This window comes from Acinetobacter sp. AOR41_HL (assembly GCF_027854645.1).
Lineage (GTDB): Bacteria > Pseudomonadota > Gammaproteobacteria > Pseudomonadales > Moraxellaceae > Acinetobacter > Acinetobacter nosocomialis.
On sequence record NZ_JAKTHZ010000037.1, the window covers coordinates 186,141 to 198,493 of the forward strand.

The 12,353-nt window shown below is 35.1% G+C and carries 15 protein-coding genes; 5 read left to right on the top strand and 10 right to left on the bottom strand.

The genetic code is table 11. The annotated features are described in order from the left end of the window. Nucleotides 1–53 precede the first annotated feature (53 nt). Nucleotides 54–656, top strand: coding sequence for an HvfX family Cu-binding RiPP maturation protein (locus tag MKL35_RS15015; protein WP_032009775.1), 603 nt, complete (start codon nt 54–56; stop codon nt 654–656). On the opposite strand, the gene MKL35_RS15020 is transcribed toward MKL35_RS15015, so the two are convergent. The 6 genes from MKL35_RS15020 to MKL35_RS15045 all read right to left on the bottom strand — a co-directional run bounded on the left by MKL35_RS15020 (nt 653) and on the right by MKL35_RS15045 (nt 5,032). After that, nucleotides 653–1,450, bottom strand: coding sequence for an SDR family NAD(P)-dependent oxidoreductase (locus tag MKL35_RS15020; protein WP_270914011.1), 798 nt, complete (start codon nt 1,448–1,450; stop codon nt 653–655). The genes MKL35_RS15015 and MKL35_RS15020 overlap by 4 nt on opposite strands. A 91-nt stretch (nt 1,451–1,541) precedes the next feature. Next, nucleotides 1,542–2,486: a DUF4424 family protein gene (locus MKL35_RS15025; protein ID WP_025467671.1), complete on the bottom strand. Its 945-nt coding sequence runs from the start codon at nt 2,484–2,486 to the stop codon at nt 1,542–1,544. 194 nt (nt 2,487–2,680) lie between these two features. Further along, complete coding sequence (locus tag MKL35_RS15030; RefSeq protein ID WP_002048474.1) at nt 2,681–3,079, bottom strand: DMT family transporter; 399 nt, start codon at nt 3,077–3,079, stop codon at nt 2,681–2,683. Further along, nucleotides 3,076–3,435, bottom strand: coding sequence for an EamA family transporter (locus MKL35_RS15035; RefSeq protein WP_002048441.1), 360 nt, complete (start codon nt 3,433–3,435; stop codon nt 3,076–3,078). The genes MKL35_RS15030 and MKL35_RS15035 overlap by 4 nt, the downstream gene beginning before the upstream one ends. Continuing rightward, on the bottom strand, nt 3,432–4,316 hold the full coding sequence (locus tag MKL35_RS15040; protein WP_004709626.1) for an alpha/beta hydrolase: 885 nt from the start codon (nt 4,314–4,316) through the stop codon (nt 3,432–3,434). Before MKL35_RS15040 ends, MKL35_RS15035 begins: the two co-directional genes overlap by 4 nt. Continuing rightward, the gene (locus MKL35_RS15045) at nt 4,313–5,032 is read right to left on the bottom strand and encodes an MtnX-like HAD-IB family phosphatase (RefSeq protein ID WP_004709628.1); all 720 of its coding nucleotides are present in this window, start codon (nt 5,030–5,032) and stop codon (nt 4,313–4,315) included. Before MKL35_RS15045 ends, MKL35_RS15040 begins: the two co-directional genes overlap by 4 nt. A 433-nt stretch (nt 5,033–5,465) precedes the next feature. On the opposite strand from MKL35_RS15045, the gene MKL35_RS15050 reads away from it, so the two are divergent. From MKL35_RS15050 to MKL35_RS15065, 4 genes are all read left to right on the top strand, one after another. Beyond that, the gene (locus MKL35_RS15050; RefSeq protein WP_002048463.1) at nt 5,466–6,221 is read left to right on the top strand and encodes a MipA/OmpV family protein; all 756 of its coding nucleotides are present in this window, start codon (nt 5,466–5,468) and stop codon (nt 6,219–6,221) included. A gap of 78 nt (nt 6,222–6,299) precedes the next feature. Beyond that, the gene (locus MKL35_RS15055) at nt 6,300–7,739 is read left to right on the top strand and encodes an aspartate aminotransferase family protein (RefSeq protein ID WP_004887872.1); all 1,440 of its coding nucleotides are present in this window, start codon (nt 6,300–6,302) and stop codon (nt 7,737–7,739) included. 9 nt (nt 7,740–7,748) lie between these two features. Beyond that, complete coding sequence (locus MKL35_RS15060; RefSeq protein WP_032009772.1) at nt 7,749–8,816, top strand: GNAT family N-acetyltransferase; 1,068 nt, start codon at nt 7,749–7,751, stop codon at nt 8,814–8,816. Next, on the top strand, nt 8,813–9,703 hold the full coding sequence (locus tag MKL35_RS15065) for a hypothetical protein (protein WP_032009771.1): 891 nt from the start codon (nt 8,813–8,815) through the stop codon (nt 9,701–9,703). The genes MKL35_RS15060 and MKL35_RS15065 overlap by 4 nt, the downstream gene beginning before the upstream one ends. A gap of 33 nt (nt 9,704–9,736) precedes the next feature. Here MKL35_RS15065 and MKL35_RS15070 read toward each other — a convergent pair whose 3' ends face one another. From MKL35_RS15070 to MKL35_RS15085, 4 genes are all read right to left on the bottom strand, one after another. Then, nucleotides 9,737–10,054: a hypothetical protein gene (locus tag MKL35_RS15070; RefSeq protein ID WP_004709635.1), complete on the bottom strand. Its 318-nt coding sequence runs from the start codon at nt 10,052–10,054 to the stop codon at nt 9,737–9,739. A gap of 255 nt (nt 10,055–10,309) precedes the next feature. After that, complete coding sequence (locus MKL35_RS15075; protein WP_032009769.1) at nt 10,310–10,615, bottom strand: hypothetical protein; 306 nt, start codon at nt 10,613–10,615, stop codon at nt 10,310–10,312. A gap of 523 nt (nt 10,616–11,138) precedes the next feature. Beyond that, a complete protein-coding gene (locus MKL35_RS15080) occupies nt 11,139–11,813 on the bottom strand; it encodes a hypothetical protein (protein WP_106479785.1) in 675 nt (224 codons plus the stop codon). A gap of 249 nt (nt 11,814–12,062) precedes the next feature. Next, nucleotides 12,063–12,350, bottom strand: coding sequence for a contact-dependent growth inhibition system immunity protein (locus tag MKL35_RS15085; protein WP_032012212.1), 288 nt, complete (start codon nt 12,348–12,350; stop codon nt 12,063–12,065). Nucleotides 12,351–12,353: the final 3 nt, after the last annotated feature.

Consider the following 12,353-nt stretch of genomic DNA (forward strand, 5'->3'; position numbering starts at 1 on the left):
TACAGTTTCCATCCGACTAATTATTATTCAATCGCATTGGATGTGAAATTAACATGAAGAACTTTATTTATGGCTTATCTAGATATTATCAAAACCTCGGTAAGTCTTTACAACATATTGATGGCATTGCCGCACTTGCTCTTCGATTGTACCTAGTCCCCATATTTTGGATGGCGGGCACAAATAAACTGATGCACTTCAATGACATTGTAGAATGGTTCGGTAGCTCAGATGGAGGATTGGGCCTTCCTTTTCCCTATTTAATGGCTATGCTTGCAACGTCAACTGAACTAGCAGGTGCCATACTTTTAACATTAGGTTTATTTACCCGTTTAATTAGTATTCCTCTTATTATTACCATGTTAGTTGCAATATTTACGGTACACCTCCCAAATGGATGGCAAGCAATTGCAGACCCGCATGCACCCTTTGCCAACATGCAAGTATTGGCTTCCGCTGAAAAGTTAGATAAAGCTCGAGAGATTTTACAGAACTATGGCAACTATGACTGGCTTACATCGAGCGGTTCGTTTGTTATTTTAAATAACGGAATTGAATTTGCCTCGACCTATATGATTATGCTACTTGCCCTGCTTGTACTTGGAGGTGGTCGTTACTTTAGTTTAGATTATTGGATTAAAAATAAACTACGCTAATCGATTATTGCACTAGCCGTCATGTTTACAACCGTTGCGGTCATTGAGTTCGCATGTTCTGAGGCAAGAAAAGCAACGGTTTCTGCAACTTGTGAAAGTGTCGGTAGTCGTTTTAGCATAGTGCTCTGAGCAGGACCCTCAAGCCATTGCCCTATGCTGAGTCCCATTGCCTGTGCTTTAGACTCAAACAATTCACGTGTATAAGAACCCGCTTGAACAGCATCAACTATTGCATGTGAACGCACACCGAGTACCCGTATATTCTTAGGGCCTAGCTCACTGGCGAGCGCTTTAATAAATGCCTCAATACCAGCACAGCCCATAATGTGCCCTAAATGTCCCGGTATCGCCATTCGTGCTGAAGGCGCCACAATTGAAATGATGGTTCCGCCGCGCTTACCGCCCATATAAGGAACCACAGCTTTAGAGATATTAAACTGTGCTGTAAGAAATGGATTTATTCCCCCGACAAACTCATCAAGGTTTAACTCTAGAATTTCTTTGCCTTGATTATGAATAAAACTGGTCGCATTGATGACGATATCTAAACCACTCGTCGCTTGAGCAATTTGAGCAACTACCTCACTGATTGCTTGGCTATCTAGCACATCGACACTGACGGTATGTACCGCGCCTTCGTATTTTTGCAGTTGTATCGCAATGTTTTGCAGTTTATTTAAATCTCTTGCGCATAAATAAACATGTGCTCCTTCACGAAGAAAAACCTGCGCAATTGCAGTTCCAATCGCGCCACTGCCTCCAAAAATTACTGCTACTTTTCCCTTGAGCAACATACGGCATCCTCTTGTTATTGTGCGCCATAGTTAGGTTATGACACACTATCAAAAGTGATGCAATTTTATACAGATTAAAGTTTGTATGAGCTTATGGCAGATGAACAAAAATAACGTCTAAGTCTTGTTTTGGTACAAACTTGGTTTTAGTCATTTGAAATTGAGTTGGACTAATTTTATTGACTTTACCATCCCAACAAAATGACACTAGTTCGCCTTTATCACGTTCAATCGTTAACTTAAAGTTTTCAATAGGCTTTGCCCAGTTAGCCCCTGTCGTCAAAATATAACCTAAAGCACTAAACGGCGAATGTTCTGCCTGAGCTTTTTTAAGGCCCTGCTTAAATTGTTTATCCATGCAAAATTGCTTGCTATCTTCATCTGGATAAAGCGCAACAGAACCGCCGACCAAAGGTTTATATTCATGATGAATTTTAGTCAAACCATTTGCTTTAAAAGTTTGCTTCCAGCTATAAATGACTTGAGATGACCACGGGATTACATCATCTTTTTCAAATTGGGCTAAAATTTTCTGCATTCGTGGTTTATTACATTGTTTTAGTTTGTCTACATAATCGTCATAATTATTATTGTTGCGCGTCCATGGATTGAGCATATCTTTTTCAGTAAAACCGCATTGCTTAAACTCTTCAGTTACATCCATTAAAGGAGATTTTTCATCTTTTTGAATAAACGTTCTAACATGCATTTCAGGTTTTATATTTTGGCCATCCACTACAATTTTAAAGCTCTTTAAAAGTGCTTCAGTATTTGCAAAATCTGCTTCAAAAAAGTTATCTACACGTGGTAGCGGAAATAAAATAGTTTCAGTGACATCCTTATTACTTAAATTTTTATATAGATAATCAACTCTAATTATCTTTTTACTTATAAATAAATCTTCACTTTGCATGGCAACTTGAGAGTTTTTTAAATACTGAATGCCACCTGTTCCGACGTAACCCGTCGAGTCATTGGCTAAGCTATAACTTGAGAGCGGAATCAAAACAGCTAAAGTCATTACAAGCTTTTTCATTTTAAAGTCTCTATATCGTTTTTTGATTATGAAATATCAACCTAAATGATAGCTGCTTTAAGACTGTTGAGGTAAGTACGTTAAAAGTAATTAAAAAGAGGTAAATAATTTGGCTAAAACAATCTTTTATGAGCCACTCACTTTCACAAAGTCAGTGGCTGTAAAGATAATCGCTTTAAAAGAATACATATATTTTATTTTGTGGCGACTTCTTCATGACTATGGCTCTCTTCTTCGTCTTTAGCCAAGAAGCAAACACCTGCAAAAATAAGAATAGCGCCAGTAACTTTTGTAAATGTTAGCGGTTCATTAAACAGCCAAATCGACAAAAACATCACCGTGATGAGTTCTAAATGTGAAGCTGCAAAAGCCGGCCCAATAGGCGCATGCTTTAATAAGTTCATCCAGATAAAAAAGGCACCTATATATCCAATAAAAGCCCCATAAATCCAGGGATGTCCAAAAACTCGGAATAGCCAATCTACATCAAAAGTTAAAGGCATCGCATGAATGGAAGCTAACTTAAAACTGATTTGAGCCAAAGTATCGAAGAGCATTAATATTAAAAAACCAATAATATAAAATTTTTTCATGCCCCAATCCCAACAATAGTGACACCGACCGCAATCAGAACTACACCAATTAAGCGATTTCGAGTTAGTTTTTCATTAAAGAATAAGCGCCCAGCAAGCATAATCACAACAATGTTGATACAGCCTAACATGACCCCAATAGAGAGTGGAACTAACGAGAGGAAAGCAAGCCAAACGACAAACTCAAAGATATAGCAAAAAATACCGAGCCATATCCATGGACGTTTCGCCATGAACCACCAATGCTCAAGCCCTTCATTGGTTTTACTTTCATGAGCAGCGGCCTTAAAAGCCAACTGCCCAACAGTATCAATCAAAATGGTTAGCATCCATACACTGAACACCACAATATTCATAAAAGCTCACCAATTTTTTCAGGTGAAGTTTTACGTTCGTGATGAGTTGATGGATGCTCTGACTGCTTTTTTGGATGTTGGTATTGTTCAATAAATCGAATGGATTCTTCAATGACTTGTTTACGGTCATTATCAATCGTGATCATGTGATAGCTGTTATAAAGCCAGATTAAGGTCTTAGGACCCTTCACTTTGGCATAAATTAACTCACTATTTCTTCGGTGAGCAATATCATCGTCATAGGCATGTAATAACAGACATGGAGCCGTAATATTTGAGAGGTTTTTACGAACATTACGCGAAAGACGCTGTAACTGGAACAATGAATGCCACGGGTTTCCCGGTAAACCTGCTTCACTACTTTCACCGCTATTCATAGCCTGAACAATACGCGAACGTAATACCTCATTTTTGATTCCGTATGGTTCAGCTTCGTCAAAGGTATTATTACGACAGATATTTAAATAATGAACACTCGGCAAAACAATAGGCGCAAGCACTTTTGACCATAAAGGAATGCTCCAGCCATCGTATTGAAAGGTTGGACTATAGGCAATTACACCATCGACAGGATAAGCTGAGGCATACTTTAATGCCAATAAAGATCCCATCGATAAGCCTGCCACAAATAGCTGATCTGTATGCTCTCTTAGCTTTTCTGCGGCTGCAACTACACTATTAAACCAGTCTTCCCATCGGCTATTTACCAAATCTTCGACATCACCACAGTGTCCAGCCAACTGCACGCCATATACACTATAGCCAGCCTGATGAAGTACACGTGCAATTCCTCTCATTTCATTTGGCGTACCCGTCAAACCATGAATGAGTAAAATACCAGTTCGGTTCCCCGATAAAAAAAATGAGTTGTCTTTTATCATGTAATCACCGTCACTGGAGTATCTATTCCAAAATCACTGCTTAATAGCTTAGCCAAGGGTTGATAAATTTCTACAAAGTTTTCAAACTTTGTATGGAAAATATGGTTTTCTCTACAATGGTCTATCAAAGATTTTTTTGCAAAAACATAATCTGCATTTCCGGCTAGACAATAGTCTGAACGCCCATCTCCAATCAAAATAATTTGATTTTGAGGTTTCTGATTTGCAATCTTACATTTGCAAGTTCCACTTTGACTTATGCAGCTCGCTTCTTGATTTGGAAACTCGAGTCGCCATGATCTCTCACCTGTCTGAACGAGATGGTTTGCAATTACAGGCAAATGTTCCAAATTATATTTTTTTAGAATATGACGAATAACAAAATCAAGCCCATCACTTACAATCGTCAACGGAATTTTATACTGGGCAGTAATCTTTACTAATTCAATAAAGCCGAGGTCAATTTCAATTTGGTCAAGACATTGCTGCAACTCATCAATAGAGACATCTAATAGCTCAATTTGTTTTTGCATACAGACTTTGGAACCAATTTTGCCTTGCTCCCACTCTTCCTCAATTTCTTCCCAACCAGCTTTTGCATAAGTTTCAAGCAAATAGTCCGTCGTATCTTTTAAGCTGATTGTCCCATCAAAGTCACATAAAATATGCCAAGGTACAGTGTGATCTGTATAGTAATGCTGGTTGACCATGAACATAAAATGCCTCACACGAATAATTTAAGAATTTTTATAAAAAACACCGTCTGACTTTAGGTGGGAAATCTTAAAAATTTCTTTAATTAAAAATATTTCAAAAAAATATGAAAAAATGATTATATTATTCTGTAATTTACAAAATTATTGGTCGTTAATAATTTAACTCAAAAATATTGAGTCATTTCTTAAAATAAAAAATAATTAATAAAAATCAAAAATTTAATAAAATAAAATGTATAAATAATCAATCATTATACCTTCTTCAAAAATCTATTTTTATGCAAAATTAAAGGGTTTTAATAGAAAAATACAAAATTAAGATTTTTTTAATTTTTCATTAAGATTTGTATAAGAATTAACTTTTATATTCAAGAAAATTTTGAACAGAACACAACCAGAAAACGATTATTTTTTCACCCTAGAAAGACTGATTATGATTAAACCATTGAAAAAAATCTCCATAGCAGTAGCAATAACCAGTAGTTGTTTTTACTGCCCTGCTTATGCACAAGAAAGCTCCTCACCAGATTTAACAATGGGTTTTAACTATTCTGTAAATTTTCAAGCTTATAAAGGTCATAAAACCTATCAAACAATTTTACCTGTTTTTTTCTATGACAATGACAAATTCTATATTGAAGGCGACGATGCCGGTTATTACCTCTTCAAAGATGACAAAAATCAATTACGCCTCGATGGACACTATGATGGCAACTCATATGATCCAAGTGGTGAACTTTACTTATTAGATAAGCGCAAATGGTCTGTTCTAGCGGGTGCAAGTTATATGCGTATTACACCGTATGGCGGATTTAAAGCACGGCTTAATACCGATGTCCTGTCCCGTAGTAAAGGTACTATCTTAAGGGCTTCTTATCTTGCTGAGCTAGACAAAGGCAATTTGACCGTCTATCCGGAAGCTGGTTTCCAATGGAACAACGCAAAATATAACCAGTATTACTACGGCGTCAGTGATGCTGAAAGTAAACGGAGTGGTATCGCAGCATATGAACCGGGCCAGAGTATATCGCCTTTTGTGAGCATGACAGCCAACTACAAACTTTCCAAACACGTGAACGCTTTTAGTTCTGTTGAATTTAACTATCTATCAAACGAACAGTTTAAAAGTCCAATGGTAAAAAAACGCACAGACATTACACCTGCTGTGGGGCTTACCTTTACTTTTTAACTCTAACCAATTTTTTCACTCAGCCTCTGTATCTAAAACATACATACTGAAAATACCAACCGTAAAAGGAATAGAAGTATGAACAACAATCATACATTCAAGCAAGAAAGCGCTTCTGCAACTAGTTCTAATAATCGCGTTCCACTTAATGAAGCGCAACTTCTAGCAGATGAGGCAAAGTATTGTTCACACGGCGATACAGTACACTATGTAAACCCACCTAAAATTTTTACGGATTGTCAGGGCAGCTATATTTTTGATGACCAGAATATCCCCTATCTAGACTTACAAATGTGGTATTCAGCGGTTAACTTTGGTTATAAAAACCCACGTTTAGATCAAGCGCTCATCGACCAAATTCATAAACTTCCTCAAATTGCCAGCCAATATTTACACCCAACTAAAATTGAACTCAGTAAAGTCATTGCTGAAGACATGCTTAAAAAAACAGGTGTACAAGGTCGTGTTCACTATAACGTAGGTGGTTCTCAAGCAATTGAAGATTCATTAAAGCTTGTACGTAACTTCTGCAAAGGCAAAAGCCGTATGTTTGCCTTCGAAGGTGGTTACCATGGCCGTACTTTAGGTGCATCTTCAATTACTTCAAGCTACCGCTACCGCCGTCGCTATGGTCATTTTGGTGAGCGTGCTCAGTTCATTCCATTCCCATATCCGTTCCGTCGTCCTAAAGGCATGACACCAGAAGAATATGCAGATAAGTTAGTTGCCGAATTCGCGCGTCTTTTTGAAAATGAATACCACGGTGTGTGGGACCCTAAAGTTCGTGAAAGTGAATTTGCGGCTTTTTATATTGAAACAATTCAGGGTACTGGCGGTTACGTTATTCCACCGAAAAACTTCTATAAAGGCCTGAAAAAAGTCCTAGATGACCACGGTATTTTATTGGTGGTCGATGAAATCCAAATGGGCTTCTACCGTACTGGTAAACTTTGGTCTTTCGAACATTTCGATATTACGCCAGACGTTGTTGCATTTGGTAAAGCGTTGACCAACGGATTAAACCCACTTGCCGGTATTTGGGCAAAAGAAGAAATGATTAATCCTGAAACGTTCCCAGTGGGTTCAACTCACTCAACGTTTGCTTCTAACCCGCTTGGTACGGCAGTTGGTCTTGAAGTCATGAACATGTTGGCTGAAAAAGACTACGAAAAACAAATCATGGAAAGTGGTGCTTATTTCCTAGAAGGTCTAAAAGATTTGCAATCACGTCATCCAGAAATTGGTGATGTTGATGGATTAGGACTAGCATTACGTGCAGAAATTTGTCAGGCTGATGGCTTTACTCCAAACAAAGAATTGTTGGATAAAATGGTCGATATCGGTCTTTCAGGCACTCTTGAATACCAAGGTCAACAATGTGGTTTGGTGTTAGATGTAGGCGGTTATTACAAGAACGTAATTACATTCGCACCTTCACTAGAGATCTCAAGAGCCGAAATCGATCAAGCGATGGTATTACTTGACCAATTATTAGTTCGAGCTAAACGGGAAATATAAAATTAATTTATGACTATAAACCTGAATCAGTTAGAACCTCAGGCGGTGGTGGATGCTTTTTTAAAGCATCCACCTTTAAGTTTTCAGGTTCATTCGCCTAGCGATTTTTTACCTTATTTTTATACAGAGTTTGATTTATTAACGACTCTAGATACAGACCTTCTTAAAAAAATTAAAGCATTACCAGGATATTCAACTTGGGGAAAAATTCTTCATTTTAAAACATGTTTTATCGGGACAACTGTCACAGAATACAGCTTATTACCTAATGGACTTCCTCTGGACTCAATAGCAGATTTTTTAAAAAATAATGATCAAAAAATTAAGTTAGGTATTATTAAAGATCTTCCTTTAGACTCACCTTTGCTCAGCGATCTTGAAAATAATTACAGTCAAACTTTTATTCAAGAAGCAGAAAAAAAAGGTTTTCTATCTGTAGAAGGACAAGCTTTAGCTTATGTTCCTATCGATTTTTCAAGCCGTGAAGAATATCTTTCTCGACTCTCTAAACCACGCCGTAAAAACTTTAAACGTAAACTCAAAAGTTTAAATGAATTAAACATTGAACAGTTATGTACGGGCGATGAACGCTTTAATGATCATGAGTTTAGAACATATTTATATGAACTCTATCTGGCCGTTTATCACCAAAGCGAAATACATTTTGACTTACTCAGCCCTGAGTTTTTTTCAGAAATTCTTCAAGATGTGCACAGTGGCGGTAAAGTCTTTTTATATTGGGCAGATACAACCCTAGTCGGCTATAACATTTGTTATGAATACAAAGACAATCTGGTTGATAAATATATTGGGCTAAATTATCCGCTCGCAAAAGACTACAATTTATATTTTATTAGCTGGTTCGTAAATTTAGAGTATGCCCTAACCCATAACCTCAAATTTTACATCGCAGGTTGGACAGACCCTGAAGTCAAAGCTCAACTGGGTGCTAAATTTACATTTACCCGACATCTGGTATGGATACATTCACCTGCCTTACGTTTTATTTTAAAGAAATTACGTCCTTTATTTGAAGCAGATCATCAGTGGCATGTTAAACAGGAAACACGATCATGAGTTCAGTAAATAACAGAACACCTGTCGTTTTAAATTTTGATGATTCTGCTGGTGATCCTGATGATGCTGTACGCGTTGATCTCAGCTCATGGCAAGAAGTCATTCGCTTTGGTTGTAAATTAAAAGAGTTCGACGAGTTACGTACTTACCTAAACCAGCATTTACCTTCAAAAATGGGTTGTGTCCTGTTAGGTAGCGGTGATTATCACCATGTTACTCAGCTTTTACTGGAAAGATTGCCATCTGCTGAGCCAATTCATCTTATTGTCTGTGATAACCACCCTGACAATATGCGTTACCCTTTTGGTATTCACTGTGGCTCATGGGTGTATTGGGCAAGTAAGCTTTCTCAGATTGCCAGAATAGATGTACTTGGAATTAGCTCAAGTGATATTGGATGGTTACATGCAGTAGAAAACCATTGGTCACCGCTATATAAAGGAAAGCTGCACTACTGGAGCATCCAGCAAAATGCTTCATGGGTACGTTTTACGGGCAAAAAGAATGCATGGCAAAATTTCGGTCATCCAGATGAGTTACTAGCTGCATTTCTCTCAGAAATAAAAGCATCGAACTTACCTGTTTATTTATCGATTGATAAGGATGTACTGTCGAGCGATGTCGTCATGACGAACTGGGATCAAGGTAAGTTTCTAGAGAAGCACTTACAGAGCTTAATTGAAGCATGCAAGGGCCGATTAGTAGCTGCGGATATTACTGGCGATGTTTCGGCCTATCATTATAAAAATTACTTTAAACGGTTTTTAGCAGCTTCAGATGGACAAGAAGAACCAACTGCCGAAGAACTCTCAAATTGGCAATTAAAACAGAAAGCACTAAACCTACGGTTAATTCATGCCATAGATTCAGCTTGGTCAAATCAATAAGAAAAAACCCACAATCTGTGGGTTTTCTTTTAATTACTTCGCTGCGTTTACGCCAACGATAAATTGGCTACAATTCGAGCCTTCAGAAGCATTGCCTAACTGCTTTTCAGAAAACTTAAATTTTGATGCCACAGAAGCATAATCTTTCTTAAGGGTTTGACCTGTAAGCTCACCTAACTCTTTTACTTGTTCAGGCTTTAAAATCTGGTGTTCAACTGCTTGATTGACCATTACACATGCGGTGGTCATCGCATCATAACGCGCGGCCGTTTTAGAGTAACCTATCGCACCGACTACACCACCAACAATTAAACCAACCACTACAGCCAAAGTCACATGCATTTTATTCATTTTAAATACCTAAAAAATCAAACTAAAAACGAGCACTTTAAGAGTTTGTGCTCAAGTAGAATTAAGATAACTTCTTTTATTTGATATAAAAAGTTAGATTCTGTCAGTTTTATTGATAGTTGAGGTATCAGTTAAGTTTCAAAAAACTTGTTGTGATTGCTTTGAACTAACGTCAAGACTATACAGTACTTCTAAAAAATAAAAGCCTAGTTAAAGTACTAAGCTTTTAAATTAATTAATTTTCATCTAAATATTCTATAAATTTTCTCTAAAAAAATTAAGCCACTCATGATCTTCTTTTAGATCAGTTTCATAATCTACTGTTAAAAGAAAGATTTTTAATCTTAAAAAAATATAATATTTATCTTGTTTATAATTATAACTATCTACCTCCTTCCAATTACTTTCATTAAGCTCATTAAATATATTTAATATTTCTTTTTTATCAGAAATATTAAACAGTTTTTCACTCATTAAATCTAAAAAACTATTGATATAAATTTCCAAATTTTGATAATAACTTAAAAAATTTAATACTTCATAGTTACTATAACCTTCCATTAAGTTTAAAACATTTAAGGATTTTTTATAGTTTCAAAATTTCGCACACAATTACTCTTTTAAGATGAAAATATTTTATATAAAACCCCTCATACTTATGCATTAATTTTAAAAATAAAATCTATAAAGTTTTAGTATTACCATTTTGATTTCTCTCCATCCTCATCTTGTATAACAATTTGAGTTTCACTTCGTAGCCAGTTAAAGATATATTTCAAATCAAATGTTATTTCTTCACCATGTGATGAAATTTCAAAAAAAATATAATCTTTTTTAAAAAAGAATCGAATATCGTACTCCCAATCTCCTTCAATTTTATTTTTTCTTTCAAATAAACTATCTTATCATCCTCCTCACTCTTCAAGTATGTATGAAGTTTCTTAAGATTCTCAATAATAAGTTTTTCATTTTCATGAAACCAATCTAAATCTTTAAAATAAATATATCTTTCTGCTGACATTACTTATTTCCAAATTATAAAACCAAACCTTCATATTAAACAAAAAAATTTAAAAACCACATACTACAAACACAATAATTTAAAAAAATTTTTAACCAACGAAAAATCCGTCTCCAAATAGGTAATTCTTGTTAAATTATTTTGTTTTGGAGCTTCATTAAAATATTTTTTACTTTTTGAGTAATTTCTTATTTTTTCAATACAACTCTCCTCTCCAATAAAAATTAAATATAGCTCCTCGTATATATCAAAACCAAATAAAATACGGACACTAGTATTGGAATTAAGACCAATGTAACGCTCCTTTAATTCCATTTCAGAATCAAAATCTTTTTCAATAATTTCTAAATAAATCCTATTAGTTTTATTATGAATCAAACTGTAAAAAGTATCTTGATCGCCAAACTCACCAATATAATGAGAAAAATATATGATTTCATCCTTAAATAAAAATTTTCTGTTTAATTTATTCGATTTTGAGAAACCCTTAAAATTATATTGACCAAAATGTCCTATTTTATCTATTATTAATTTACTTCTATTGTAAGGATTATATTCCTTTCCAAACCCTATAGCACTAACTTTCCCATAGAAGTTAACAACCTCTACCAATAAATCATAAACTTCAAGATATTTTTCTTTTTCCGTCGAAAAATAGAAAAAGAATTTACTATCTGAAATATTAATTCCCGACATTTCTTTAAAAATGTCTCCACTTTCTATTTTAGATATATTCATTACGGACATCCCCCTTTATATTTATTTGAATTTCTAGGCTTACCCTTTGCTTAAAAAATTTAGGATTCAAAAATATTAAAGTTATCCATATTTATAATATAGATAACTTTTAAATACTTAAATCATGAAATTACATTATCCATATATTGCAGCCACTAATAAAATTTTAACCGAAAATTCCAGTCTAATTGATTATTCCCCCAAGAATCATAATCTCTTACATTCTAAAAATATCCAGTTCTACAATTTTTAGTCCTCTATTAAATAAGTATATAATTCACTCAACCATTGAAATAAATCATTTTCATCTTCAAAATAAATATTGGATAATTTTGAAATATAATCTTTATCAATATCTTTTATCTCTAGAAGTATACTCATTTCATTAATTAAAGAAGCTAATCTTTCAGGTTTAGAAACTTTTTTATATTCACTAATTATTTCTTGATCGCTTAAATCTTCATAATCAGAATCACTAAACCATGCTCCTAACAATTGATAAGTTAGGGGGAAATGAATTTGAAAGTTTTCTTGCATTAA